At 67.9% G+C, this 24198-nt stretch carries 26 protein-coding genes; 10 read left to right on the top strand and 16 right to left on the bottom strand.

Going from position 1 to position 24198, the window contains the following annotated elements; all coding sequences use genetic code 11:
• Positions 1-299: 299 nt before the first annotated feature.
• Genes AC5P5R_RS17845 through AC5P5R_RS17870 form a run of 6 tightly spaced genes read left to right on the top strand, consistent with a single transcriptional unit; the run spans position 300 to position 4532 of the window.
• Positions 300-920: a LemA family protein gene (locus AC5P5R_RS17845; protein ID WP_012479189.1), complete on the top strand. Its 621-nt coding sequence runs from the start codon at positions 300-302 to the stop codon at positions 918-920.
• 3 nt (positions 921-923) lie between these two features.
• A complete protein-coding gene (locus AC5P5R_RS17850) occupies positions 924-1811 on the top strand; it encodes a TPM domain-containing protein (RefSeq protein WP_172986085.1) in 888 nt (295 codons plus the stop codon).
• Positions 1811-2305 (top strand): TPM domain-containing protein, encoded by a 495-nt coding sequence (locus AC5P5R_RS17855; protein ID WP_032966445.1) that lies wholly within the window; start codon positions 1811-1813, stop codon positions 2303-2305. Before AC5P5R_RS17850 ends, AC5P5R_RS17855 begins: the two co-directional genes overlap by 1 nt.
• Before the next feature lie 51 nt (positions 2306-2356).
• Positions 2357-3244: a prolipoprotein diacylglyceryl transferase gene (lgt, locus tag AC5P5R_RS17860; RefSeq protein ID WP_164281760.1), complete on the top strand. Its 888-nt coding sequence runs from the start codon at positions 2357-2359 to the stop codon at positions 3242-3244.
• A complete protein-coding gene (locus AC5P5R_RS17865) occupies positions 3241-4035 on the top strand; it encodes a thymidylate synthase (RefSeq protein WP_049395308.1) in 795 nt (264 codons plus the stop codon). The genes lgt and AC5P5R_RS17865 overlap by 4 nt, the downstream gene beginning before the upstream one ends.
• Positions 4036-4040: 5 nt before the next feature.
• Positions 4041-4532, top strand: coding sequence for a dihydrofolate reductase (locus tag AC5P5R_RS17870; RefSeq protein WP_049395315.1), 492 nt, complete (start codon positions 4041-4043; stop codon positions 4530-4532).
• A gap of 124 nt (positions 4533-4656) precedes the next feature.
• Here the strand turns inward: AC5P5R_RS17870 and AC5P5R_RS17875 are convergent, their stop codons facing one another.
• The 10 genes from AC5P5R_RS17875 to AC5P5R_RS17920 form a co-directional block, all read right to left on the bottom strand.
• A complete protein-coding gene (locus AC5P5R_RS17875; protein ID WP_049395309.1) occupies positions 4657-5319 on the bottom strand; it encodes a DUF1287 domain-containing protein in 663 nt (220 codons plus the stop codon).
• Positions 5316-6341: a symmetrical bis(5'-nucleosyl)-tetraphosphatase gene (locus AC5P5R_RS17880; RefSeq protein WP_049395310.1), complete on the bottom strand. Its 1026-nt coding sequence runs from the start codon at positions 6339-6341 to the stop codon at positions 5316-5318. Before AC5P5R_RS17880 ends, AC5P5R_RS17875 begins: the two co-directional genes overlap by 4 nt.
• Positions 6342-6356: 15 nt before the next feature.
• Positions 6357-6740 (bottom strand): Co2+/Mg2+ efflux facilitator ApaG/CorD, encoded by a 384-nt coding sequence (gene apaG / locus AC5P5R_RS17885; protein ID WP_005412297.1) that lies wholly within the window; start codon positions 6738-6740, stop codon positions 6357-6359.
• 13 nt (positions 6741-6753) lie between these two features.
• Positions 6754-7557 (bottom strand): 16S rRNA (adenine(1518)-N(6)/adenine(1519)-N(6))-dimethyltransferase RsmA, encoded by an 804-nt coding sequence (gene rsmA, locus AC5P5R_RS17890; protein ID WP_005408139.1) that lies wholly within the window; start codon positions 7555-7557, stop codon positions 6754-6756.
• A complete protein-coding gene (gene pdxA, locus AC5P5R_RS17895) occupies positions 7554-8534 on the bottom strand; it encodes a 4-hydroxythreonine-4-phosphate dehydrogenase PdxA (protein ID WP_049395311.1) in 981 nt (326 codons plus the stop codon). Before pdxA ends, rsmA begins: the two co-directional genes overlap by 4 nt.
• 3 nt (positions 8535-8537) lie before the next feature.
• Complete coding sequence (locus AC5P5R_RS17900; RefSeq protein WP_005408141.1) at positions 8538-9881, bottom strand: peptidylprolyl isomerase; 1344 nt, start codon at positions 9879-9881, stop codon at positions 8538-8540.
• Entirely contained in the window at positions 9878-12379 is a 2502-nt protein-coding gene (gene lptD / locus AC5P5R_RS17905) for an LPS-assembly protein LptD (RefSeq protein ID WP_080052387.1), read from the bottom strand. Before lptD ends, AC5P5R_RS17900 begins: the two co-directional genes overlap by 4 nt.
• 89 nt (positions 12380-12468) lie before the next feature.
• The gene (locus AC5P5R_RS17910) at positions 12469-13407 is read right to left on the bottom strand and encodes a histone deacetylase family protein (RefSeq protein ID WP_100438890.1); all 939 of its coding nucleotides are present in this window, start codon (positions 13405-13407) and stop codon (positions 12469-12471) included.
• A 9-nt stretch (positions 13408-13416) separates the two neighbouring features.
• Positions 13417-13971 carry a cob(I)yrinic acid a,c-diamide adenosyltransferase gene (locus AC5P5R_RS17915; protein WP_005408144.1) on the bottom strand — a complete coding sequence of 185 codons (555 nt, stop codon included), beginning with the start codon at positions 13969-13971 and terminating at the stop codon, positions 13417-13419.
• Between the two features lie 8 nt (positions 13972-13979).
• Positions 13980-14564 carry a hypothetical protein gene (locus AC5P5R_RS17920; RefSeq protein WP_005408145.1) on the bottom strand — a complete coding sequence of 195 codons (585 nt, stop codon included), beginning with the start codon at positions 14562-14564 and terminating at the stop codon, positions 13980-13982.
• A 106-nt stretch (positions 14565-14670) separates the two neighbouring features.
• On the opposite strand from AC5P5R_RS17920, the gene ubiH reads away from it, so the two are divergent.
• Together ubiH and AC5P5R_RS17930 are read left to right on the top strand one after the other, a co-directional pair.
• Positions 14671-15879, top strand: a complete 1209-nt coding sequence (gene ubiH, locus AC5P5R_RS17925) for a 2-octaprenyl-6-methoxyphenyl hydroxylase (protein ID WP_005412303.1) — start codon at positions 14671-14673, stop codon at positions 15877-15879.
• Positions 15876-17057: a UbiH/UbiF family hydroxylase gene (locus AC5P5R_RS17930; protein ID WP_005412304.1), complete on the top strand. Its 1182-nt coding sequence runs from the start codon at positions 15876-15878 to the stop codon at positions 17055-17057. Before ubiH ends, AC5P5R_RS17930 begins: the two co-directional genes overlap by 4 nt.
• Before the next feature lie 143 nt (positions 17058-17200).
• On the opposite strand, the gene AC5P5R_RS17935 is transcribed toward AC5P5R_RS17930, so the two are convergent.
• The 6 genes from AC5P5R_RS17935 to AC5P5R_RS17960 form a co-directional block, all read right to left on the bottom strand.
• Positions 17201-17596, bottom strand: a complete 396-nt coding sequence (locus tag AC5P5R_RS17935) for an EF-hand domain-containing protein (protein WP_005408148.1) — start codon at positions 17594-17596, stop codon at positions 17201-17203.
• A gap of 51 nt (positions 17597-17647) precedes the next feature.
• Complete coding sequence (rlmM, locus tag AC5P5R_RS17940; RefSeq protein WP_005408149.1) at positions 17648-18715, bottom strand: 23S rRNA (cytidine(2498)-2'-O)-methyltransferase RlmM; 1068 nt, start codon at positions 18713-18715, stop codon at positions 17648-17650.
• Positions 18699-19259 (bottom strand): nucleoside deaminase, encoded by a 561-nt coding sequence (locus AC5P5R_RS17945; RefSeq protein ID WP_004154307.1) that lies wholly within the window; start codon positions 19257-19259, stop codon positions 18699-18701. Before AC5P5R_RS17945 ends, rlmM begins: the two co-directional genes overlap by 17 nt.
• A 97-nt stretch (positions 19260-19356) precedes the next feature.
• A complete protein-coding gene (locus tag AC5P5R_RS17950) occupies positions 19357-20079 on the bottom strand; it encodes a DUF6348 family protein (RefSeq protein WP_043035678.1) in 723 nt (240 codons plus the stop codon).
• A 51-nt stretch (positions 20080-20130) separates the two neighbouring features.
• Positions 20131-20784 carry a hypothetical protein gene (locus AC5P5R_RS17955; protein WP_495226423.1) on the bottom strand — a complete coding sequence of 218 codons (654 nt, stop codon included), beginning with the start codon at positions 20782-20784 and terminating at the stop codon, positions 20131-20133.
• Positions 20785-20827: 43 nt separating this feature from the next.
• The gene (locus AC5P5R_RS17960) at positions 20828-22576 is read right to left on the bottom strand and encodes a glutamine--tRNA ligase/YqeY domain fusion protein (RefSeq protein ID WP_012479204.1); all 1749 of its coding nucleotides are present in this window, start codon (positions 22574-22576) and stop codon (positions 20828-20830) included.
• Between the two features lie 259 nt (positions 22577-22835).
• Here AC5P5R_RS17960 and AC5P5R_RS17965 point away from each other — a divergent pair, with 259 nt between their 5' ends.
• Positions 22836-23099 (top strand): putative signal transducing protein, encoded by a 264-nt coding sequence (locus AC5P5R_RS17965; protein WP_005408153.1) that lies wholly within the window; start codon positions 22836-22838, stop codon positions 23097-23099.
• A 30-nt stretch (positions 23100-23129) separates the two neighbouring features.
• The gene (gene msrA / locus AC5P5R_RS17970; protein WP_049418682.1) at positions 23130-23795 is read left to right on the top strand and encodes a peptide-methionine (S)-S-oxide reductase MsrA; all 666 of its coding nucleotides are present in this window, start codon (positions 23130-23132) and stop codon (positions 23793-23795) included.
• The last annotated feature ends 403 nt before the right edge of the window (positions 23796-24198 follow it).

Below are 24198 nucleotides of genomic sequence, written 5' to 3' on the forward strand. Positions count from 1 at the left end.
CAGCCCGGCTACACTCGGCGCTGGGCTACCACTCGCCTAACAACTACGCCCGGCAGCTCCGGGCTGCCGCCTGAAACGGCTTCATGGCGTCCGTTTTCAGGGGGCCAGATCAATCCGCGCCATGGATGGCGCGGCTAAGCCTCCAGGGACGGATTCACGGCGTCCCCCGCCATGCCCACCCGCCCGGACTACTCAGGCGATCCATGAGCATGGCCACCGCGGAGGGGGCGGCGCCCGATGGCCGGTCTTTCACCCGAACCGTGGCATGCTCGGTCCCCAGTCCACCCGGAACCTCCGCCATGCGCCTGTTCACCCGTGTCCTGCCCCTGATGCTGCTGGCCTCCCTGCTGTCCGGCTGCGGCTACAACGCCATCCAGCAGAAGGATGAAGCGGTCAAGGCCAGCTGGTCCGAAGTGCTCAACCAGTACAAGCGCCGCGCCGATCTGGTGCCCAATCTGGTGCAGACCGTGAAGGGCTTTGCCAGCCAGGAAGAGCGCGTGCTGACCGAAGTCACCAACGCCCGCTCGCGTGTTGGCCAGATCAACGTCAACGCCGACGACGAAGCCTCGCTCAAGCAGTTCCAGCAGGCCCAGGGTGAACTCGGCAGCGCACTGTCGCGGCTGCTGGTGGTCACCGAGAACTACCCGGTGCTGAAGTCGGACCAGAACTTCCGCGACCTGCAGGCCCAGCTGGAAGGCACTGAAAACCGCATCACCGTCGCCCGCGGCCGCTACATCCAGCAGGTGCAGGACTACAACACCTACATCCGCTCGTTCCCGCAGGTGATCACCGCCAAGATCTTCGGTTACAAGACCAAGCCGAACTTCACCGTGGAAAACGAAGCGCAGATCTCCAACGCGCCGGCGGTCGATTTCGGCAGCGCGCCGCAGCAGCAGCCGGCACCGCAGCCGGGCCACTGACCCATGCGCCTGGCCACTGCGCTCCTGGCCCTGCTGCTGTGGCTGCCGCTGGCTTCGCATGCACCGCAGCTCGCTCCGATTCCGGCGCTGGATTCGCCGGTGGTCGATACCACCGGCACGCTGGACGCCACGCAGAAGCAGGCGCTGGTGCAGCAGGCGATTGAGCTGCAGCAGCGCAAGGGCAGCCAGCTGCAGGTGCTGGTGGTAGCCACGACCCAGCCGGAAGACATCGCGCAGTACACCACGCGGGTCTTCGACCAGTGGCAGATCGGCCGCAAGGGCGTGGACGACGGGGTGCTGCTGGTGGTGGCCAAGGACGACCGGCGCGTGCGCATCGAGCCGGGCTATGGCCTGGAAGGCGCGATTCCCGATGCCATCGCCAACCGGGTCATCCAGGAATACCTGGTGCCGCGCTTCCGCAACGGCGACTACGCCGGTGGCATCACCGACGCCACGGCGGTGCTGGTCAAGCTGATCGACGGGGAAGCGCTGCCGGCACCGGTCAGCGGCCATCGCGGGCGTGAGCCCAGCGGTGGTGGCGATACCTGGTTTCTGGCGCTGTTCATCGGTGTGTTCGCCGGCAGCATCCTGCGCGGGATCTTCTCGCGCGTGCCGCGTCCGCTGCGTGGCCTGCTCGGCGGTGCCGGTGCGGCGCTGGCGGCATTCCTGTTCACCTCCACGCTGCTCGCCAGTGGCCTGGCTGGCGTCGTGGGCCTGATTGTTGCCATGCTCTCCGGTCACCCGGGCCGCTTTGCCGGTGGCGGTGGCTGGGGCGGTGGCAGCTGGGGCGGCGGAGGCGGCTTCGGCGGGGGCGGTGGATTCGGCGGCGGCGGCGGTTGGGGCGGCGGCGGTGGCCGCTCCGGCGGTGGTGGTGCTTCGGGGGGCTGGTGATGATCCAACGACTGTGTCGTCATGTATTTTCGCCGTCTGTACGGCGCGCGTTCCCGCCGGCCACGCTGCAGGCGATCACCGAGGCCATCGCAGCCGGTGAGCAGCGCCACGGTGGTCAGGTGATGTTCGCGGTGGAAGCGGACCTGCCGCTGGCCGCGCTGTGGCACAAGGTCACCCCGCGCCAAGCCGCCGAACATGCCTTCGCGCGCCTGCGCACCTGGGATACCACCCACAACAACGGTGTGCTGATCTACCTGCTGCTGGCCGACCACGCCATCGAGATCGTCGCCGACCGTGGCCTGCAGGGCCGGGTCAGCCCGGCACAATGGCAGCGGGTCTGCACCCACCTGCGCGAGGGCCTGCGTGGCTCCCATCCGGTGGAAGCGCTGCAGGATGCCATCGACGAGGTTTCCAGCCTGATCGAAGGGCACTTTCCGGCCTCGACCCGGTCGAACGATGACGCGTTGCCGAACTCGCCCCAGCTCCTTGGTTGAGCCGGGGCGGCACTGGCCCGAGAATAGGCGTTCAACCGCAAGGCACCTTCCATGATCTATTTCCACGACATCGACCCCATCGCCCTCTCGCTGGGGCCGATCAAGGTGCATTGGTACGGCATCATGTACCTGCTGGGCTTCACCGCCGCCTGGCTGCTGGGACGCAAGCGCATCGCCGCCGGCCGCCTGCCGGGCGTCGACGCCAATGGTTTCTCCGACCTGCTGTTCTACGCCATGCTCGGCGTGGTGCTGGGCGGGCGCATCGGCTACATGCTGTTCTACGCGCTGGGCGATTTCCTGCACAACCCGCTGCTGCTGTTCAAGGTGTGGGATGGCGGCATGAGTTTCCACGGCGGCCTGCTGGGCGTGCTGGGCGCTTGCTGGTGGTGGTCGCGCAAGCACAAGCTGCATTTCTTCGACACCATGGATTTCATGGCGCCGCTGGTACCGCTGGGCCTGGGCTTCGGGCGCATCGGCAACTTCATCGGTGCCGAGCTGTGGGGCAAGTACACCGACGGTACCTGGGGTGTGGTGTTCCCGTCCGGCCTGCCGGCACCGCTGAACCAGCTCGACCACGCCCCCCTGCAGGCGCAGTTCGCCACCGGCGCGCTGAACCAGTTCGCGCGCCATCCGTCGCAGCTGTATGAAGCCTTCCTGGAAGGCCTGGTGATGTTCGTGGTGCTGTGGGCCGTGTCGGCCAAGCCGCGCCACCGTTACCTGGTCGGCGGTCTGTTCGCGCTGATGTACGGACTGTTCCGCTTCGCGGTGGAGTTCGTGCGCATGCCCGACAACGGCGTCTACGTGGCCTTCGACTGGCTGACCCGCGGCCAGATCCTCAGCCTGCCGCTGATCGCTTTCGGCCTGGTGCTGCTGGTGATGTCGCGCCGTGCGCCGGTACTGCAGCCGCAGCTGCCGGTGGCTGCCGAGGGCAAGGCATGAAGGCTTACCTGGACCTGCTCTCGCATGTGCTCGAGCACGGCGCCGAGAAGAGCGATCGCACCGGCACCGGCACCCGCAGCGTGTTTGGCTGGCAGATGCGCTTCGATCTCAATGAAGGTTTCCCGCTGGTCACCACCAAGAAGCTGCACCTGCGCTCGATCATCCACGAGCTGCTGTGGTTCCTGAAGGGCGACACCAACATCGGCTACCTGAAGGACAACCAGGTGCGGATCTGGGACGAGTGGGCCGACGAGAACGGCGATCTCGGCCCGGTGTACGGCAAGCAGTGGCGCAGCTGGGTCACCGCCGATGGCCGTGAGATCGACCAGATGCAGTGGCTGGTCGACGAGATCAAGCGCAACCCCGATTCGCGGCGGCTGGTGGTCAGCGCCTGGAACGTGGGCGAGCTTTCGCAGATGGCGTTGATGCCATGCCATAACCTGTTCCAGTTCTACGTGGTGGACGGCAAGCTCAGCTGCCAGCTGTACCAGCGCAGCGGTGACATCTTCCTTGGCGTGCCGTTCAACATCGCCAGCTACGCGCTGCTGACCCACATGGTGGCGCAGGCCACCGGCCTGGGCGTGGGCGACTTCGTGCACACGCTGGGCGATGCTCACCTGTACTCGAACCACTTCGAGCAGGCCCGCGAGCAGCTGTCGCGCGCGCCGCGCGCGCTGCCGAAGCTGTGGTTGAACCCGGAGGTGACCGACCTGTTCGGCTTCCAGTTCGACGACATCCGCATCGACGGTTACGATCCGCACCCGGCCATCAAGGCGCCGGTGGCGGTATGAGCGCGATGAAGCTGTCGATGATCGTGGCGCTGGATCGCAACCGTGGCATCGGCCAGGGCAATGCCATGCCCTGGCACCTGCCGGATGATTTCAAGCACTTCAAGGCGCTCACCCTGGGCAAGCCGATCCTGATGGGCCGCAAGACGGCCGAATCGATCGGCCGCGTGCTGCCGGGACGGACCAACCTGGTGCTGACCCGCAGCGGCCAGGTGCCGTTCGAGGGCATGCGCGCGGTGGCGTCGCTGGACGAGGCGAAGGCGATTGCCAATGGCGAGGGCGCCAGCGAGCTGTGCATCATCGGCGGCGGCGAGATCTTCCACCAGCTGCTGGACCAGGCCAGTGACCTGTACCTGACCTGGGTGGATGCCGAAGTCCCCGCCGATACCCATTTCCCCGAAGTGGACGTGCAGGACTGGCGGGAAGTGAGCAGCGAGCCGCACCCGGCCGACGAACGCCATGCCTACGCGTTCCGTTTCGTGCACTACGTGCGCCGCTGATCGCGCAAATAGCAACGAAAACACCGACGGGGATGTCGACGGGTAGAGTCGACTGTTAGTCGACTGCTCTCGGCGGTCACCCGAAAAACCCGCGCTGCGCGCGATAGTCGACTGACAGTCGACTCTACCTGGGCTGTCGCTGCGGCATCCGGTAATGCCCGATGATGGCGTGCTGGAACAACAGGTTCTCTTCGCGCGTGCCGCGCGCGATGTTGTGCAGCACCAGCGGTGTGCCATTGGCCAGCCACCGGTCGGAGACGATGCCCACGTGCAGCAGGCCGTTGCCGTTGAGCTTCCAGGCGACGATGTCGCCGGCCGCATAGTCGGTGGCGGCGGCCGTGATCGGTTGCTGCCAGCCCTGCCGTTCGAACCAGCGCATCAGGTTCGGCACACGGCGATGATCGATGTTGCGGTCCGGCCGTGACAGGCCCCAGATCGCGGGATAGGCACTGAAATTGCCGCGCATGTCTTCATGCACGCGCGCCTGCAGGTCCAGGCCCTGGCTGCGCAGGGCACGCACCACCACGTCGGTGCACACGCCGCGATCAACCGGAACGTCGCCGCCGGGATAGGCCAGCACCTGATAGGTAGGGTCGTAGCGGGTGGTGACGCCGACCTGTGCGCGCGCCGCTGCCACCAGCGGCGGCGAAGGCGCCTGCGGCTGCGATGGCGTGAGGCCGGCGTTTCCGCCGTCGGCGGGGGCCGGGGCCGAAGGGGGCTGGCAGCCGCTGGCCAGGGCCACCGTCAGCAGCAGCACCGTCCATGGTGCCCCACCGTGCCGCGTCATGCCTGCGGCGGGGGACTGTTGCTGCCGGGGCCCGCAGAGCCACCACCCGCGCCGCCGCCACGGCGCCGACGACGGCGTGGGCCGCGGTTGCCCGGGTTGGCGGCCAGGGTGTTGCCGCCGCCCTGTTCCTTGCCCTGCGCCGATGCCGCCGGGCGCTCGTGCGCCGGTCGCGCTGGCGGGCGTGCGTTGGGCACGGGTGCGGGGACATGGCGGCCCGGCACCTGCACCACGCGCAGTTCATCGGTATCGAGCTGGATCGCGGTCAGCTTGCCGCCCCAGACTGCGCCGGTGTCGATGGCATGCACGCCCTGGGTGATGGTCAGGCCCAGCGCCGACCAGTGGCCGCAGACGATCTTCAGGTCGCGCTCGACCCGGCCCGGCACTTCGAACCAGGGGTACAGTCCCTGTTCCTGCGTGCCCGGCGTGCCCTTGTCCTCGATGCCGATGCGCCCGCGCGGGGTGCAGTAGCGCATGCGGGTGAGCACATTGATGATCGCGCGTGAACGGTCGTAGCCGGATAGGTTCGGCGCCCAGCTCGGCTTGTCGCCGTACATGTTGCGGAACAGCTTGCGGTAGCCGGCACCGTGCAGTTGCGCCTCGACCTCGGCGGCATGCTTTTCGGCCATCTGCGTGGTCCACTTCGGCGCCAGGCCGGCGTGCACCATCATCCAGCCCAGCTCGCGGTCCACGTGCACCAGCTTCTGCAGGCGGAGCCAGTCCAGCAGTTCGTCGCGGTCCTCGGCCTGCACGATGCGCAGCAGGTCCGGGTTGACCTTGCGCTGTTCCTCTTCGGTGCGTGCACCGACGGCCAGCAGCGAAAGGTCATGGTTGCCCAGCACCACCACGCTGTGCTCGCGCAGCGAATGCACCAGCCGCAGCGTTTCCAGCGACTGGCCACCGCGGTTGACCAGGTCGCCGCAGAACCACAGGGTGTCCTGCGCCGGGTCGAAGCGGATCTTCTCCAGCAGCCGCTGGGTGACGTCATAGCAGCCCTGCAGGTCGCCGATCGCCCACACACTCATCGTCCGGCCTCCGTGTCAGTGCAGGGTACGCGGGATGGCCAGCACGAAAGGTGCGACCGGCGCGGCGAATTCGGTGCCGTCGTCGGCGACCATGTCGTAGTGGCCCTGCATGGTCCCGTGATCGGTCCCCAGCATGACACCGGACGTGTAATGGAAGTCTTCACCGGGACGCAGGCGTGGCTGCTCGCCGATCACCCCGTCGCCATCGACATGCTCGACGCGGCCGTTGGCATCGGTGATGCGCCAGTGGCGTGCGACCAGGCGCGCGGCAACACGCCCCTGGTTGTGGATGCGGATCGTGTAGGCGAACGCATAGCGTCCGTCTTCCGGCGCGGATTGATCGTCGAGGAAGCGCGGTGCGACTTCGACGGAGATGGCGTAAACGTCAGCGTCTTCCATACCGGCAGTGTAATCAGGAGGCATTGGCCAAAGCGATGAATTCGGCCACGTCCAGCTGTTCGGCGCGGGCATCGGGACGTACGCCGGCGGCAACGAACTGTTCGGCGGACACCACGTTGTTCAGGGCGTTGCGCAGGGTCTTGCGGCGCTGCCCGAAGGCGGCCTTGACCACCTCGGCGAAACGCTTGTGGTCGTTGATGTTGATCGTGGCCGGGTCACGCGGCACCAGCCGCACCACGGCCGAATCGACCTTCGGCGGCGGCCGGAACGCGCCCGGCGGCACCACGAACAGCGAGGTCACCTGGCAGTAGGCCTGCAGCATCACGCTGAGCCGGCCGTACACCTTGCTGCCGGGGCCGGCGGCCATGCGGTCGACCACTTCCTTCTGCAGCATGAAATGCATGTCGCGGATCACCGCGGCATGTTCCAGTGCATGGAACAGGATCGGCGAGGAGATGTTGTAGGGCAGGTTGCCGACCAGGCGGATCGGCTGGCCGGCGGCCAGCTCGGTGAAGTCCACGCGCAGCACGTCGCGGTGGACGATGGTCAGCTCGCCCAGCGGCTCGGCGGCGGCGGTCAGCGGCGCGATCAGGTCACGGTCGAACTCGATCACCGTCAGTTTCGGATGCACGCGCAGCAGCGGCAGCGTGATCGCGCCCTGGCCGGGACCGATCTCGACCAGGCGGTCACCGTCTTTCGGGTTGACCGCCATCACGATCTTGTCGATGTAGTGGCGGTCGGCCAGGAAATGCTGGCCAAGCTGCTTCTTGGCCGGGGCGGTGAACACCGGGCCGGAGGGGGAATGCGGGGAATTCATGCGCTCAGTGTACGTTGCCGCGCAAGCTGCGCACACAACGTCGTGGCCGCCTGCAGGCTGGAAGGATCGGCAACGCCACGGCCGGCAAGGTCCAGCGCGGTGCCGTGGTCCACCGCAACGCGTGGGTAGGGCAGGCCCAGGGTCAGGTTCACCGCCTGCTCGAAGCCCGAGTACTTCAGCACCGGCAGGCCCTGGTCGTGGTACATCGCCAGCACGGTGTCGAAGCCGGCCAGCTTGGCCGGCAGGAAGGCGGTATCGGCTGGCAGCGGCCCGATCAGGTCCATGCCCTCCGCGCGCAGGCGCTGCAGCAGCGGAATGACCCGGTCCAGTTCCTCGCGGCCCAGATGGCCGTCTTCGCCGGCGTGCGGGTTCAGGCCGAGCACGGCGATGCGTGGCGCGGGCAGGCCGAACTCGCGGCGCAGCGCGGCGTGCACGGTGCGAAGGGTGTGTTCCAGGCTGGGCGCGGTAATCGCGTCGGCCACCTCGCGCAGTGGCAGGTGGGTGGTGGCCAGGGCCACGCGCACGATGTGGTTGGCCAGCATCATCACCACCTTCACCCCAGCCTGGTCGGCCAGCAGTTCGGTGGTGCCGCTGTAGGCGATGCCGCCTTCGTTGATGACGGCCTTGTGCACCGGGCCGGTCACCACGCCGTGCAGTTCGCCTGACAGGCAGGCCTGGCCGGCACCGAGCAGGGCGCCGATGACCGCGCCGGCATTGGCCGGATCGGCCTGGCCGAAACGGCTCGGGGTGGCATTGGCCACCACGCGCAGGCGCAGGTCGCCGGGAACGCGCGCTTCGGCACCCTCGGGCAGCAGTTGCAGCGGCAGGTTCAGCGCGGCCGCGGCCGCGCGCAGGGTGTCCGGGTCGGCGAAGGCCAGCAGCCGGCAATCTTCACGCGGCTGCTGGACGAGGCGGACGCACAGCTCCGGGCCGATCCCGGCGGGCTCGCCCGGTACCAGAGCGAGCTCGGGGCGCATCGATCAGGACTGCGGCGGCGTGGCGGTGTTTTCCGCGCGGTCGCCACTGCGGAAGCTGACGTAGGCTTCGCCACGCAGTTCCTGCAGGAAGCGGTTGTACTCGTCTTCCAGCTTGCGGCGGCCAATGGTCTCGCGGACCTGGGCACGCTGGTTGTCGTTGGTCACGTCGGTCTGGCGAGTGGCCACGCGCTGCAGGATGTGCCAACCGGCATCGGTGCGGAACGGCTGGCTGACGCCGCCGTCCTGGATGGCGGCCACCTGCTGGCCAAAGGCCGGACCGAACGCATCGGCCGGGAACCAGCCCAGATCGCCGCCCTGGCCCTTGCTGTTGTTGTCCTCGGAGGACTCCTTGGCCACGGTCTCGAAGTCCGCGCCACCGGCAATGCGGGCACGCAGGGTATCGATCTTGGCTTTGGCGGCCGCGTCGGTCTGATGATCGTCCACGCGCACCAGGATGTGGCGACCGTGGTACTCGGTGACGGTGCTGGCGCCAGCGGTGGCGCTGGCATCACGCACTTCCACCAGCTTCAACAGCTGGAAGCCGCTGGGGCCACGGATCGGGCCGACCACTTCGCCGGGCTTCATCTTTTCCATCATCTGCGCGAAGGCCTGCGGGATTTCATCCAGGCTGCGCCAGCCCAGGTCGCCGCCTTCCAGCGCATTGGGGCTGTCGGAATAGCGCACGGCCGCCGCGTTGAAGTCCAGCTCGCCCTTGTCCAGCAGGGCCTTGACGCCATCGGCCTTCTTCTGGCCGGTGGCGATCTGGTCGGCGTTGGCGCCGTCCGGCAACGCGACCAGGATGTGCGCCAGGTGGTACTGGTTGCCTACCGTGGCCTGCTGCTTCAGCGCGGCATCGACTTCACCCTCGCTGACGCTGATGCGGCTCTGCGCGAAGCTCTGGCGCAGGCGCTGCACGGTGATCTCGTCCCGCACCGATGCGCGGAAATCGTTGAAATCGATGCCGTCGTGGGCCAGGCGCTGGCGCAGGGCGTCCAGGTTCGAACCGTTCTGCTGGGCGATGGAGTTCATCGCCTGGTTCAGCTCCTGGTCGCTGACCCGGATGCCGCTGCCCTGGGCGCGGGCCACCTGCAGCTTGACCAGCACCAGGCGCTCGAGCACCTGGCGGCTGAGCACGTCTTCCGGCGGCAGCTGGTTCTCCCGCCCGGCGTACTGCGCCTTGATGTTGGCGATCGCACGCTGGAGCTCGCTCTGCAGGATCACGTCCTCATCGACGACGGCGGCGATGCGGTCGAGCGGCTGCGCCTCCTGGGCAAGCACCTGCAGGGGGGCGGACACGCTGGACACCGCCAGCAGCGAGGCGAGTAGAACGGGGAAGCGCTTGGTCATGGGATCAGATTCGGATCGTAGTCATCGCGGGTCGCCCCGGTGTTGCTGGGCGGCACGAGATAGAGGTCGTCGCGGTTGTAGCCGAGGATAGCACGGCGCAGAGTGCGGTCCGTGTCCTGGCCGATGGAGCTCAGGCCCTTCAGGACGAACTCCACCTGGATGGAGTTGTTCATCTCGCCTTCGCGATTGCGGACATAGCGGCGGCCGACCACACGCACGGCCAGGCAGCAGCTGTCCCACTGGACACCGCCGATGATTTCCAGCGGCTCCTTGTCCTGCAGCGAGTAGTAATAGCGGCCGACCAGGCTCCAACGCGCATTCAGCGGGTACAGGAACGACAGGTCGGCCTGCTCCAGCAGGGTGCGGTCATGCTTGTTGGCACCGGGCAGAGCACCGGCATTGATGCGGTAGCGGTAGCTCAGGTTGACCACGCCGTCGTTGGGCATCAGGTAACGGGCACGGACGCTGGCCAGATCCTCGCGCTTGTACTTCGGGTCCCACTGGTAGGTGGCGCCCAGGGTCCAGCGGTCGTTGATCATGTAGTTGCCGTCGGCGATCCAGGCCGACTTGCCCTTTTCCACCGGAGCACCACCTGGGGTGGTGGTCACCCGCGACTCATCGAAGTACTGGATCTGGCCGATCGAGGCCGAGAAACGTTCCTTGCCGGTGGTCTGGTCGATGAACCGGGTGCTCACCGCCAGGGTCAGCTGGTTGGCGTCGTTCTGGCGGTCGGCGCCGGTGTAGCGCGAGTCGCGGAACAGCTGGCCCCAGCTGAAGGTGAAGTCACGGGTGTCGAAGATCGGCAGCTCGTCCTGGTTGCGGTACGGCGTGCGCAGGTAGAACAGGCGCGGTTCCAGGGTCTGCAGGAACGACTTGCCGCGGATGCTGGTTTCGCGATCGAAGAACAGGCCGGCGTCGATGCTGCCGATCGGCAGGCTGCGGCTGGGCGAGGTATTGCCGCGCAGCTGCTCGGGCGTGGCCGTGTTCGGGTCGATGCCCTGCGAACTCAGGATCTGGGCCTGGATGCCTCTCACACCATCCACCAGGCCACGGTCCAGCTGATAGGCGGTGTAACGGTAGGCCAGGGTCGGGGTCACATACCAAGCCGCGCCGCTGATCGGGAATGACACATACGGCTTCACGTCCAATCGCGAACCGCCGCTGACACCGACGCCGTCGGTCCACTGCACTCCGTTGCGGGTGTACTGCAGATCCTTACCGGTGCCGACGGCGTTCTTGAAGTTGATGTCGTCGTGGGTGAAGCGCACCGCTTCGGCGTAGATGCCGGCTTCCAGCCAGGGCCGGACCGGCTTGTCCCAGTTGAAGTACAGGCGCGGCTGGCGGTTGTAGGGCAGGGCGCGCTCGTCGAGCGTGTAGTCGGTCAGCTGCCAGCGGTCGGCCATGATGCCGGCCGTCCAGTTCGTGCCGGTGCCATACAGGCCCACCGTGCTCTGCAGGTTGGAGGCGGTCACCCCCACCAGGCGGTTGGCGAAATCCTCGACATAGCGCTCGTCGCTGACCCAGGCCAGGTTGGCGCGGGCCTGCCAGTGGCTGTCCACGTTGTGGTAGCCGGTGAACATCACCCGGCCGCGGTCACGGTCACGCAGGCGGTCGTTGGGCATGAACGAGGTCAACACCTCGCCGCGGCCGCCGTTGTAGAGGTAGCGGAACTCGTTGTCGAGCAGCAGGCCGCGCCGGCTCATGTAGCGCGGGGTCAGCGTGTCGTCGTAGTTCGGCGCCAGGTTGAAGTAGATCGGCTGGGCGTAGTCGAAGCCGTTGCGCCCGGACATGCCCAGCTGCGGGAACAGCAGGCCGGTCTTGCGGCGATCATCGATCGGGAACTTGAAGTACGGCGCCCACAGCACCGGCACCTTGCCGATGCGCAGCACGGCGTTGCGCGCGGTGCCGAAGCCCTCGTCGTTGTCCACTTCGATCTGCGGCGCCGACAGCTTCCACACCGGCTGCGAGGGGTCGCAGGTGGTGTAGGTGGAGCGGTGCATCTGGCCGACCGCACCCTGCAGGTCGACCGACTCGGCATCACCGTTGCCCCGGCGCGACACCAACTGGTACTTGATGTCGGAGATCTTGTGGGTATCGCTTTCCTGGTTGCCTTCGGCACGCTTGGCGACCATCCGGATCGACCCGTCCTGGTAGCGGACATTGCCGTCGGCGATGTAGTTGCCGGTTTCGGTGTCGAAGCTGAGCTTGTCGGTACCGACGAACTGGTCACCCCGGCGCAGCGCCACGTTGCCCTCGTACTGCGGCACGGTGGTGGTGCCCAGCAGCTGGTCACCCTCGATGTCGGTCGGCTGCTGTTCGCGGGCGGCCGCGGCGGCAGCCTTGTCCTGGGCCGGGACCGGGGTGGGGGCGTCAGTGAATGCGGGAATGACGTCGGTGGCCGGGCACAGGCCCCAGTTGAGCGGCTTTTCATCGGCCATCGCCGGCAGGCTGATGGCGATGCTCAGAGGCAGGGGAAGCAGGCGGAGGGCTCGGCGCACGCGGTTCGGATTCGGGCGAAAACGGACGGTAGCTTGCCCCATCCCTTGCATAGGGGCAATGAAGGACGCCGGGGCCTGCCGGTTCGGGTTCATCCGGCGGAGGTGCCCACGGACGGCGTGAGCAGGGTCTGGACATGGACCACGCTGCACTCGGCCAGGGCCTGCAGGTCGTAGCCACCCTCCAGCATCGAGACCACCCGGCCGGCCGCGTGACGGCGTGCCAGCGCGTGCAGTTCACCGGTGATCCAGGCGAAATCGTCGGTCTCCAGCATCAGGTCCGCCTGCGGATCACGCAGGTGGGCGTCGAAGCCGGCCGAGATCAGCAGCAGCTGCGGGCGGAAGTCGTCGATGGCCGGCAGCATCTCGTCGGCCCAGACATTGCGGAAGCGGAAGCCACCGCTGCCCGGCGGCAGCAGGATGTTCATCAGGTTGCCGGCACCGCGGTCACGGCGCAGGCCGGAATTGGGGAACAGCCCGGCCTGGTGGGTGCTGTAGTACGAGACCCGGGCGTCGTGCTGGAAGATGTCCTGGGTGCCGTTGCCGTGGTGGACGTCGAAGTCGACCACCGCGATCCGTTCCAGGCCGTGGCGGTCGCGGGCATAGGCGGCGGCGATGGCGATGTTGTTGAGCAGGCAGAAGCCCATCGCCGTGCTGCTGGTGGCGTGGTGGCCCGGCGGGCGTACCGCGCAGAAGGCCAGCGGGTCGTCGCCCAGCATCACCGCATCGACCGCGGCCACGCCGGCACCGGCGGCGTGCACGGCGGCGCTGGCCGAGCCGGGTGAGGTCCAGGTGTCCATGTCCAGCTGGCGCAGCGGTGCGGTCTGCGGTTGCAGCACGAAGTCGAGCAGGGCGCTGTCGTGGACCCGGGTCAGTTCACCGAACTTGGCCGGTGGCGCTTCGCGCCACTCCAGCTGGCCGGGGAACGCGGTGTGCAGCGCGTCCAGCACATGCTGCAGGCGTTGCGGGCACTCCGGGTGGCCGGGGCCGGGGTCGTGCAGCAGGCAGGACGGATGGGTGTAGGCCAGCATCGTGCAGGCTCAGCGCTGGCGCTGCTGTGGTTGCCACAGCGCTTCGCCCTGGCCGTCGGCACGGGCCAGCACCCGGGCCAGCACGAACAACAGGTCCGACAACCTGTTCAGGTACTGCAACGCCTCGCTGCGCACGGCCTCGTGGCGGGCCAGGGTGACCGTTTCGCGCTCGGCGCGGCGGACGATGGTGCGGGCCAGATGGCAGCGCGCGGCGGCTTCGCCGCCGGCCGGCAGGATGAATTCCTTCAGCATCGGCAGGTCGGCGTTGTAATGGTCCAGCTGCTGTTCCAGGGCCGAGACATCGGCGGCGTGGATCGCGGCGTGGCCGGGGATGCACAGTTCGGCGCCCAGGTCGAACAGCTGGTGCTGCAGATGCACCACCAGCGCGCGCACATCCTCGGGCAGGGGCACGGCCAGCAGCAGGCCGAGCGCGGCATTGGCCTCGTCGACGGTGCCGTAGGACGCCACCCGGGCGTCATCCTTGGGCACGCGCTGGCCGTCACCGAGGCCGGTACTGCCGTCGTCGCCGGTGCGGGTGTAGATGCGCGAGAGGCGATGACCCATGTCGCGGCTCAGTGGCGAATGTCGCGGCGGGCCTGCTGGAGCTTCAACACCTGCTCCACGGCCAGCTGCAGGGCGGCGGCCAGCGCCACGTAGATCGCCGTGGTGCGCAGGTAGGGGCCGAACCACTGCGCGTAGTTCTGTGCCCAGCCGGCCAGGGTCGGCTCGGCCACGTTGCTGCTGGTCCAGTAGAAGCCGCCCTGCGCCAGCAGGTGGCAGACCGCCACCGAGGCGACCAGCAGCAGCGCGCCCTTGGCCAGTACCGGCCAGCGCGCGCTCTGGTAGTTGCGGCCCAGCAGCATGCCGCCGGCCCACAGCGAGAAATAGGCCGGCAGCAGCAGCCAGTAGCCCGGCGACACGCAGTAGTGCTGCCAGAAGTCCAGGCCGCTGCTGCGGATCACGATCCAGTCCACCAGCACCGCGAACACCATCAGCAGCGGGAACGCCCAGCGCGTCCAGCGGGCCAGGTAGAAGCCACCGATGAAGAACACCGCCCATGAGGCATCGGGGATCGCCGCGAAGTGATTGACACGGGTCGCTGCCAGCACCAGAACGAGCACGGACAGGACGAAGGCGCGGTTGGCAGTGTCGGACATGGTGGCGGGCCCGGAGCGGATTCAGGTTTCATTCTAGCCCGCCGCGCGGGTTGGCGCAGGACCGGCCGTTCGGCGTACAGACGGGGCGAGCGCGTATCATGAACGCATGAGTGAACGACATGACGTGCTGATTGTCGGTGGTGGCCTGGTCGGCGCCAGCCTGGCCATTGCCCTGGACCGCCTCGGCCGCGACGTGGGCCTGCTCGAGGCCAGCCCGGCCGGCGAGCTGCCGGCGGTGTTCGACCAGCGCAATCTCAGTTTCGCCGCTGCCACCGTCAATGCGCTGACCGCGCTGGGGGTGATGCAGAAGCTGGCGATGGCACCGGGCCCGATCCGGCGCATCCACGTCAGCCGTGCCGGCGATTTCGGCCGTGTGCAGCTGGAAGCGGCCGATTACGACCGGCCTTGGTTCGGCCAGGTGGTGGTCGCCCGCGACTTCGGCCAGGCGCTGGAAGCGCGGCTTCAGGAGCTGCCGCGGCTGCGCCGTTACCGGCCGATGCGGTTCCTGGGCCTGGGTGAAGTGGTCGACGGCTACCGCCAGGTGCGGGTCGCCGATGAGGCCGGCGAGCGCGTATTGCTGGCACGGCTGGTGGTGGGTGCCGACGGTACGACCAGTGGCGTGCGTGGTGCACTGGGCATCGAGGTCGACCGCCATGATTTCCAGCAGACCCTGTTCGTGGCCCGTGTACGCAGCCAGCGCGCGCCGGATGGCACCGCGTGGGAGCGTTTCACCGATACCGGCCCGACGGCCCTGCTGCCGCGCGGCGATCGTCACTTCGGCACCGTGCATGGTGTTGCGCGCGACCAGGCCGATGCGGTGATGGCACTGGACGATGCCGCCTGGCTGCAACGCCTGCAGAACGCGATCGGCTGGCGTGCCGGCCGCCTGCTCGAGTCCGGCCCGCGCAGCGCCTACCCGCTCATCCAGGTGCTGGCGCGCGCGCTGGCCGGTGAGCGCACGGTGCTGCTGGGCAATGCCGCGCAGACCATTCATCCGCTGGGTGCACAGGGCTTCAACCTGGGCCTGCGCGATGCGCTGACCCTGGCCGAGCTGCTGGAGGATGCGCATGAAGATGCCGGCAGTGATGCACTGCTGCAGGCCTATGTCGCGCGCCGCGAGGAAGATCGCCGCCAGACGGTGGCGTTCTCCGGCGGCCTGGCGCGCCTGACCAGCAACCCGGCGCCGCTGATGCGGCCGCTGCGCAGCCTCGGCCTGGTGGCCGCGCAACGCGCATCGGTGCAGTCGATGCTGGTCGGTGGCGCGATGGGCTTCCGCGGCGAAGTGCCGCGCCTGTGCCGCGGAGAAGCCGCATGAGCCGGCGCATGCGCCTTGATGTGGCCATCGTCGGTGGTGGCGTGGTCGGTGCCGCGTGCGCGCTGGCGCTGGCCGATGCCGGCCTGTCGGTTGCGCTGGTGGAAGGTCGTGAGCCCGCGCCGTGGCAGGCCGCACAGCCTGACCTGCGCGTGTTCGCCTTCGCTGCTGACAACGTACAACTGTTGAACCGCCTGGGCGTGTGGCCGGCGATCGTGCAGGCCCGCGCCTGGCCCTACCGGCGCATGCAGGTGTGGGATGCGGCCGGTGGCGAAGATCTGCTGTTCGATGCCGATCGCTTCGGCCGTCGTGAACTGGGCTACATCGTCGAGAACGGCCTGCTGCAGGATCGGCTGTGGGCGGCGTTGCCGGCGGCGGGCGTGCAGCTGCACTGCCCGGCGCGGGTGGAAGCGCTGGAGCAGGACGACGACGGCGTGCGCCTGCGCCTGGATGACGGTCGTCGCCTGGAAGCGGCGTTGGCGGTGGCCGCCGACGGCGCCGAATCGACCCTGCGCCAACTGGCCGGGATCGAGGTTGAAAAGCATGACTACCACCAGCGTGGCGTGGTGGCCTACGTGGACAGCGATCTTCCCAACCAGGCCACCGCCTGGCAGCGTTTCCTGCCGAGCGGGCCGCTGGCGCTGCTGCCGGTGGCCGAGCGCCGCAGCTCGATCGTCTGGACCCTGCCCGAGGACGAGGCGGCGCGCGTGCTGGCGCTGGACGAAGACAGCTTCAACCGCGAACTGACCCGCGCCTTCGCGGCGCGGTTGGGTGAGCTGCGGCTGGCATCACCGCGCGCAGCCTTCCCGCTGCGCCGCCAGCTGGCCCGTCACTACGTGGCCGGCCGCGTGCTGGCATTGGGTGATGCCGCGCACGTGGTGCATCCGCTGGCCGGGCAGGGCGTGAACCTGGGCCTGCGCGATGTGGCCGCCCTGCAGCAGTGGCTGGCGCCGTCGGCCGAGCGCCGTGGCCAGCCGCGGCTGTCGCCGCAGCGCCTGCAGCGCTGGGCACGCGAACGGCGCAGCGACAACCACATCGCCGCCTACAGCTTCGATGCGATCAACCGCCTGTTCTCCAACGACGAAATGCACCTGACCCTGGCCCGCGGCCGGGCGCTGGGCTGCGTCGGCAAATGGCCACCGCTGGTGCAGGCATTCTGGAAGCGCGCCGCCGGGGTGTAGCAGAATGCAAACCGCTCTGGTGGGTGCCCGACGTCAGTAGATCCACGCCATGCGTGGATGAAGATCGCGCTGGATCAAAAAAGGGGACGGAGGGGATTAAGTCGTTTGTGGCACAAACGACTTAATCCCCTCCGTCCCCTTTTTCAGTCGACCAGCCAGCCGGCCAGGTCGGCACGATCCAGCTTGCCGCGACGCTTCACGTCCAACGCATTGAACTCATCGGCCAGCGCCGGATTCGCCTGCGCTTCCTCGCGGCTGATGAAACCATCGCCGTTCACATCCAGCGCAGCGAAGTGGATGCGGTACTGGCCAACCACGCTGCTCGGTTCCAGCGAACGCACGGTCACCTGCGCCTCGCCGGCCGGTTGCGGAATCTCGACGCTGCCGCTGACCCGGCCCGCATCCAGCGGTTGCTGGCGGATCGCGCCGCCGGTGGGGCCCAGCGGCTGGCTTTGTGCCGGGGTGTGCGGCAATTGCTGGGCCACCGCTGGTGCGGCGGCCAGCAGGGTGATCAGCAGCGGAATCGTTCGATGTCGCATGGATGCTCCTTCCTCTGCAGCGCCGGGGTATGCCCGGCGGACGTGATGGCGTCAGCGCAGTGGCGACGCCAGTACGGTGATCTCCTCACGGTCGTGATAGAGCTGCTTGGCACGCACCACCAGCGGCTTGCCGGCCTGGTCCTGGAACAGGTCCAGGCACAGGCGGGTTTCGTCCCAGCGCTTCTTCATCGGCAGCTTCAGGTTGAAGATCGCGTGCCGGCACCAGCCTTCGCGGAACCAGGTGGCCATGCGTTCGGCCACGCGGCGCGGCTGCTCGACCATGTCACAGACCATCCAGTCCAGCGGCTGTTCCGGATGCCAGTGGAAGCCATCGGCGCGCAGGTGCTCGACCAGGCCGGTGTCCAGCACGTGCTGGCGCAGCGGGCCGTTGTCGATGCTCAACACGTGCATGTGCTGGCGGGTCAGCACCCAGGTCCAGCCGCCGGGGGCGGCGCCCAGGTCGGCCGCACGCATGCCGGGCTTGGCCAGTGCTTCGCGTTCTTCCGGCGTCAGCAGGGTCAGCAGTGCTTCGTCCAGCTTCAGCGCCGAACGCGAGGGTGCTTCGGGCAGCAGCTTCAGGCGCGGGATGCCCAGTGCCCACGGCGCGCTGTCGGCCGGGTCGGCCACGCAGACGAAGGCGTGGGTGCCGTCGACGAACACCACGTGCAGGCGCGGCAGGCGGTTGTTCGGCTTGTCAGTCAGCTTGCCGGCCTTGCGCAGCGCCGGGCGCAGTGCGTTGCCGAAGGCGCGGGCCAACCCGGACAGCGGCTTGCCGGCGTCCGAGTCCGGGTGTTCCACCCACAGGTCGCCGAAGCGCGGCGCATCGGCCAGCACGTCGAGCATCGGGGTAATACGGTCGGCCGGGTCCAGCTGCGGCAGCTCGGCCAGCACCACCAGCTTCTGCCGCGCGAAAATCAGCTCGCGCCAGCGCAGGCGCGGAGCCAGTGCCGCAGCTTCGTCGCACATGAAAAGCACATAGCCGTCATTGCGCTGGGTACGCGCATAACCGGCGAAACCGGCTTCGCCGGCACGGAACTGCAGCTCGCCGGCCAACTCGGGCTCGAAGCCCTGCCGGCACAGGCACAGCAGGCCGATGCCGGTCTCAGTAACGGGCGCCATCGCTTTCCCCATAGGCACGCAGCACGCTGCGCGCGGCGTCGCGGTTCAGGCCCTGCACCACTTCGATGCCGCGCTTGTTGAGTTCACCCACCCAGTCGGCCGGCAGCGGGCCTTCATCGAACGGGGTCAGCTCTTCGACGTCGGCCGAGTTGGCACCGATCAGCAGGCGGTCGATGCCGGCCCACACGGTAGCGCCATAGCACTGGCAGCACGGCTGCGAACTGGTGGCCAGGGTGACCGGCGACAGCACCGCGTTCAGGCGCGGGGTCTGCAGGCGCTGCTGGGCCAGCATGTAGGCCATGTTCTCGGCGTGCGCCAGCGAGGTCGCATGCGGCATCACCCGGTTCACGCCGGCGGCAATGACCTTGTCATCCGGGCCGAACACCACCGCGCCGAATGGGCCGCCACTGGCGTGCTCGACGTTCAGCCGCGACAGCTCGATCGCCAGCGCGACCTTGGCCTCATCGCCCGGATATCGACGATCCAGGTCGATCTGGTCGTGGATCCAGGCGGGAAGGGTCAGGTGGACTTGCGCGTACAGCATCGCGGGGGTGCCTCGTGTGGGATGGGAAAAAGTGCGGTTGCTTGGGGAACCGGCGCGCAGTGTAGCCGCACGGGCCTGTATCGGGTGTGGGCGTGGGTCAGCCTGGCGAGCCGGTGCGGATCACCACGTACTGCTTGCGGAACTCCAGCCCGGCCTGCGGCCAGCTGGCCGCGTAGGCGCGCAGCAGGGGCAGGGCGGCGGCGAAGTCGTGGCCGTTGACCCGGCAATCGGCCTCGCACAGGCCGTCGGCATCGCGCGAGGCGAACAGGCGGATGGCGAGGAATTGGCGGGCTTTCAGCAGCTCGTCGAAGGCCTCCATGCTGCGGGTGAACAGGCAGCAGGGGCAGGAGCCATGATCGTCTTCGCTGCAGGTGGAGGCATCCACTTCCTGTGCACGGTAGTGCGCCAACGGCCCCAGTACCACGGTGCGTTCGTGTTCCTCGCCATCGTCACCGGCCGGATAGGTCAGGCCCATCATCGGCAGGCCCTGTGCATCTTCGGCGCCGATCGCAGTCTGCAGGGTCGCCAGGTCTACCCGCACCCAGGTCTGGAAGCCGGACAACAGCGATGCCTGCTCATCGGCACCATTTGCGTGCTGGTACTCGAACAGGCCATCGGCGAATAACCGCGGATGCTGGCTTTCGATGACGGTGGAGGTCTGCCAACCACCGTTGTCGCGCGCGTGTGCGGCCATTGCATGCGGGGTCAGGCGCAGGCCGCTGTCCAGCAGCAGCGCGTTGCCGTCGACGTGGCTGGCGACGCCCGCGTCCTGAAGGACCTGCTGCAGCAGCGGGAGGAGAGCGGCGGAGGTCGTGGTCATGTCAGGCCTGTGGGGTGGATGGGGTGGAACATCCAGGCAGGGCCTGGGCATCTAGCGGTCGAGCGCGTCGAGTTCGGCGCGATATCGCTGCGCGTCGGATTGCTGCTGCGGATCGTTGCCGTGGTCGCGCAGCCAGCTTTCCAGCTCGCGGCGATAGTCCGCGCGGAAATCGGCATTGCCCGGGCTGAAATGCAGCTTGCGTGCCGCCACCTCCACCCGCTCGCGCGCGCTGGCCCGGGCCTGGGCGACGCCGTGCGGGGATTCATTGGTGAGGATGACGAAGTTGCGTGGGAAGCCCGGCGTGTACTTGACCACGAACGGCTGGTCGCGCGCCGGGATACGGATGGCGTTTTCCAGCGGCCACAGCGAAGCGGTGTTGGTGTGGAACACCACGTCCACGTCGCGGCCCTCGGCGGTACGCAGCACCCCTTCGTAGCGCCAGATGTACTGCTCGTTGAGCGTGGAGCTGGTTCGCTCGGCCTTGACGATCACCGCTTCACCACGCTCGCCCACCACGTTGAGGAAGGTGGCGTTGAGGAAGTGGCCGAGGAACATGTTGAGCATCGCCAGCGGGAACACCACGATGGCGTAGCCCGGAAAGCGCCGCCACCACGAGACCAGCCCGGCCAGCACCATCGCTGCAAAAAACGTCAGCCGCGGATGCTGCGAGATGAACCAGAACAGGACGGAGAGGGCGGTGATCATTGTCGATGGCGTGCGGGCGCCGTGCTGGCGCCCGCGCAGGTCCTCAGGCCGACCAGGTATCGCGCAGGGTCACGCTGCGGTTGAACACCGGCTTGGCTTCGGTGTGGTCGCGGCGGTCGGCGACGAAGTAGCCGGTACGTTCGAACTGGAACGACTGCTCCGGCGCGGCGCTGGCCGCGGCCGGCTCGACATAGCCGGTGACGGTGCGGCGCGATTCCGGATTGAGGTAATCGCGGTAGGTCTTGCCTTCCGATTCATCATCCGGGTTCGGCACCGAGAACAGGCGGTCGTACAGGCGGATCTCGGCCGGCACGCCATGCACGGCGCTGACCCAGTGGATGGTGCCCTTGACCTTGCGGTTGGCGCCTTCCATGCCCGGACGCGATTCCGGATCCAGCCAGCCGCGCAGCTCGGTGATGGTGCCGCCGGCATCCTTGATCACTTCGTCGCAGCGGATGATGCCGGCGCCGCGCAGGCGCACTTCGCCACCCGGCACCAGGCGCTTCCAGCCCTTCGGCGGCACTTCGGCGAAGTCCTCGCGGTCAATCCACACTTCGCGTGCGAACGGCACGTCGCGGCTGCCGAAGCTCTCGTCCTTCGGGTGGTTGCTGAAGGTCAGCTGTTCTTCATGGCCTTCCGGCAGGTTGGTCAGCACCAGCTTGACCGGATCGATCACTGCCATGCGGCGCGGCGCTGCACTGTCCAGGTCTTCGCGCAACGCGCCTTCCAGCACGCTGAAGTCGATCAGCGAGTTCTGCTTGCTGATGCCCACGCGCTCGGCGAACAGGCGCATCGCGGCCGGGGTGTAGCCACGGCGACGCAGGCCCTGCAGGGTCGGCATGCGCGGGTCTTCCCAGCCGTCCACCAGCTGCTCGGTGACCAGCGCCATCAGCTTGCGCTTGCTCATCACCGTGTAGTTGATGTTCAGGCGCGAGAACTCGATCTGGCGCGGCTTGGCGGCTTCGCGCGGCAGGCCGGCATCGACCAGCGGCTGGGTCAGCGCATCGTCATGGGCGAAATCGACGTTGTCCACGCACCAGTCGTACAGCGGGCGGTGGTCTTCGAACTCCAGCGTGCACAGCGAGTGGGTGATGCCCTCGATCGAATCACCCAGCGCGTGGGCGAAGTCGTACATCGGGTAGATCGGCCACGCGTTGCCGGTGTTCTGGTGCTCGACGTGCTTGATGCGGTACAGCGCCGGATCGCGCAGGTTGATGTTGCCGCTGGCCATGTCGATCTTCGCGCGAAGGGTGCGCGCGCCATCCGGGAACTCACCGGCGCGCATGCGGCGGAACAGGTCGAGGTTTTCCTCGACGCTGCGGTCGCGCCACGGCGACGGGCGGCCCGGCTCGGTGAGGGTGCCGCGGTAGGCGCGCACTTCCTCGGCCGACAGGTCGCAGACATAGGCCTTGCCCTGCTCGATCAGCTTTTCGGCGGCCAGGTAATAGGCCTGGAAGTAGTCCGAGGCGTGGCGCAGCTCGTTCCACTCGAAGCCCAGCCAGCGCACGTCGTCCTGGATCGCAGCCACGTATTCCGGGTCTTCCTTGGCCGGGTTGGTGTCGTCGAAGCGCAGGTTGCAGACGCCGCTGAATTCGCCGGCGATGCCGAAGTTCAGGCAGATCGACTTGGCATGGCCGATGTGCAGGTAGCCGTTCGGCTCCGGCGGGAAGCGGGTCTTGATCGCCTGGTGCTTTCCGCTGGCCAGGTCCTCGCGCACGATCTGGCGGATGAAATCGCGCTTCTCGTGGCTGTCGGCGGGGGTCTCGGGGCTGGCGGGGGTGTGCTCGGACATGAGTCTGGGGCGAAAAAGGGCAGAAAGACCAACAGTCTAGCGCGTACGGGGCAGGGCTGCCCGGTAGGGTGTGGGGATGCCGGCCAGCGGCCGGCACTACCCAACTGCACGGCGATCCACATTCCGCCGGCCCGCTGCCGGCGCTACCGGAAAGTGGATGGGTAGTGCCGGCCGCTGGCCGGCAGAACGGTCATGCGCCGTCACCACCACCATTCAGCCCACGGGCGTATGCTGGAACCCTGTCCCACGGAGCCGCCGCATGCACATCGTGTACAAGGCCGACAACCTGTTCGACGCCCACCTGGTCAAGCACGCGCTGGAAGATGCCGGCATCCCGGCCTTCGTGTTTGGCGAGCAGCTGCTGGGCGGCATGGGCGAGCTGCCGCTGTTCGGTGTGCTGCGGGTGGGAATCCCCGATGCGGCACGCCCGCAGGCCGAGGACATCGTGGCGGCGCTGGACTTGGGCCACGCGCCGGACGCCCCCATTTCAGATGCAGACGACATAGCCGGACTTCCGGCGTAGGAGCGCATCATGTTGGGAATTGGCCAGGGCATCCTCGGCATCGGCGCCTTCAAGCAGCGCCTGCCACGCCCGGAAGAGGCGCTGCCGGGGCGTGACCAGCCGCTGCCGCTGCACAGCAACCAGCACTTCGTGAACAGCCATCCGCTGAAGGACCGTTTTGCCGGCCTGCAGCAGATCCGTTTCGCGCTGGGCTGCTTCTGGGGCGCCGAGCGCAAGTTCTGGACCGAACCGGGCGTGTACAGCACCTCGGTGGGCTATGCCGGGGGCATCACCCCGAACCCGACCTATGAAGAGGTCTGTTCGGGCCTGACCGGCCACACCGAAGTGGTGCAGGTGGTGTTCGACCCGGCGGTGGTGAGCCTGGAGCGCCTGCTGCAGCTGTTCTGGGAGAGCCACGACCCGACCCAGGGCATGCGCCAGGGCAACGACACCGGCACCCAGTACCGCTCGGCGATCCACGCCACCGACGAAGCCCAGTACAAGGCCGCGCTGGCCAGCCGCGAGGCCTACCAGGCGCAGCTGGATGCGGCTGGCTACGGCCCGATCACCACCGAGATCGTGTACCCGGCACCGGCGTACTACTACGCCGAGGACTATCACCAGCAGTACCTGGCGAAGAATCCGAACGGCTACTGCGGCATCGGCGGCACCGGCGTGAGCTGCCCGATCGGGTTGGATGTGGAGGCGCCGCGCTGACGCGCGGTGGTCCGCCTGCGGCGGGCAACGTCAACGGCTGAAAGCCAAGGCCAAGGCCAAAGCCAAAGCCAAAGCCAAAGCCAAAGCCAAGCGGCTCTGGTTTGCTGTGAGTTTGGCGGGACGGGTGCAGATGGCGGGACACGCCGTAAACCCGTCCTTGGGGGCTCGGCCACGGCATCCATGCCGTGGACGGTCCCGCCATCTGCACCCGTCCCACCTTCGACAGTTTTCCGGTGACGGTGGGCGAGAGCATTGGTTACTGACGAACTGAAGAAAAACAAAAAGGACGCGGCGTTCGCCGCGTCCTTTTTGTTTGGTTCTGCAGTGCTTTCTGTAGAGCTGAAGGCAGCGGCAGGAGCCGCTGCCAACGTCGCTTGCGCGACGGCCCGGAGGGTGCCGGTCA

The sequence above is a fragment of the Stenotrophomonas sp. YJH_SMC_19 genome, from assembly GCF_059367915.1.

Bases quoted from the DNA above. Each gene is read 5' to 3' on its own strand.
- AC5P5R_RS17870 (WP_049395315.1), top strand. From the start codon at position 4,041: ATGAAGCTGTCGATGATCGTGGCGCTGGATCGCAACCGTGGCATCGGC.
- ubiH (WP_005412303.1), top strand. From the start codon at position 14,671: ATGAGTGAACGACATGACGTGCTGATTGTCGGTGGTGGCCTGGTCGGC.
- apaG (WP_005412297.1), bottom strand. From the start codon at position 6,740: ATGGAAGACGCTGACGTTTACGCCATCTCCGTCGAAGTCGCACCGCGC.
- AC5P5R_RS17950 (WP_043035678.1), bottom strand. From the start codon at position 20,079: ATGACCACGACCTCCGCCGCTCTCCTCCCGCTGCTGCAGCAGGTCCTT.
- AC5P5R_RS17930 (WP_005412304.1), top strand. From the start codon at position 15,876: ATGAGCCGGCGCATGCGCCTTGATGTGGCCATCGTCGGTGGTGGCGTG.
- AC5P5R_RS17915 (WP_005408144.1), bottom strand. From the start codon at position 13,971: ATGGGTCATCGCCTCTCGCGCATCTACACCCGCACCGGCGACGACGGC.
- AC5P5R_RS17855 (WP_032966445.1), top strand. From the start codon at position 1,811: ATGATCCAACGACTGTGTCGTCATGTATTTTCGCCGTCTGTACGGCGC.
- AC5P5R_RS17965 (WP_005408153.1), top strand. From the start codon at position 22,836: ATGCACATCGTGTACAAGGCCGACAACCTGTTCGACGCCCACCTGGTC.
- AC5P5R_RS17960 (WP_012479204.1), bottom strand. From the start codon at position 22,576: ATGTCCGAGCACACCCCCGCCAGCCCCGAGACCCCCGCCGACAGCCAC.
- AC5P5R_RS17945 (WP_004154307.1), bottom strand. From the start codon at position 19,259: ATGCTGTACGCGCAAGTCCACCTGACCCTTCCCGCCTGGATCCACGAC.
- AC5P5R_RS17900 (WP_005408141.1), bottom strand. From the start codon at position 9,881: ATGACCAAGCGCTTCCCCGTTCTACTCGCCTCGCTGCTGGCGGTGTCC.
- AC5P5R_RS17850 (WP_172986085.1), top strand. From the start codon at position 924: ATGCGCCTGGCCACTGCGCTCCTGGCCCTGCTGCTGTGGCTGCCGCTG.
- lgt (WP_164281760.1), top strand. From the start codon at position 2,357: ATGATCTATTTCCACGACATCGACCCCATCGCCCTCTCGCTGGGGCCG.
- AC5P5R_RS17955 (WP_495226423.1), bottom strand. From the start codon at position 20,784: ATGATCACCGCCCTCTCCGTCCTGTTCTGGTTCATCTCGCAGCATCCG.
- rlmM (WP_005408149.1), bottom strand. From the start codon at position 18,715: ATGGCGCCCGTTACTGAGACCGGCATCGGCCTGCTGTGCCTGTGCCGG.
- pdxA (WP_049395311.1), bottom strand. From the start codon at position 8,534: ATGCGCCCCGAGCTCGCTCTGGTACCGGGCGAGCCCGCCGGGATCGGC.
- AC5P5R_RS17845 (WP_012479189.1), top strand. From the start codon at position 300: ATGCGCCTGTTCACCCGTGTCCTGCCCCTGATGCTGCTGGCCTCCCTG.
- AC5P5R_RS17920 (WP_005408145.1), bottom strand. From the start codon at position 14,564: ATGTCCGACACTGCCAACCGCGCCTTCGTCCTGTCCGTGCTCGTTCTG.
- rsmA (WP_005408139.1), bottom strand. From the start codon at position 7,557: ATGAATTCCCCGCATTCCCCCTCCGGCCCGGTGTTCACCGCCCCGGCC.
- AC5P5R_RS17910 (WP_100438890.1), bottom strand. From the start codon at position 13,407: ATGCTGGCCTACACCCATCCGTCCTGCCTGCTGCACGACCCCGGCCCC.
- AC5P5R_RS17875 (WP_049395309.1), bottom strand. From the start codon at position 5,319: ATGACGCGGCACGGTGGGGCACCATGGACGGTGCTGCTGCTGACGGTG.
- AC5P5R_RS17880 (WP_049395310.1), bottom strand. From the start codon at position 6,341: ATGAGTGTGTGGGCGATCGGCGACCTGCAGGGCTGCTATGACGTCACC.
- AC5P5R_RS17935 (WP_005408148.1), bottom strand. From the start codon at position 17,596: ATGCGACATCGAACGATTCCGCTGCTGATCACCCTGCTGGCCGCCGCA.
- AC5P5R_RS17865 (WP_049395308.1), top strand. From the start codon at position 3,241: ATGAAGGCTTACCTGGACCTGCTCTCGCATGTGCTCGAGCACGGCGCC.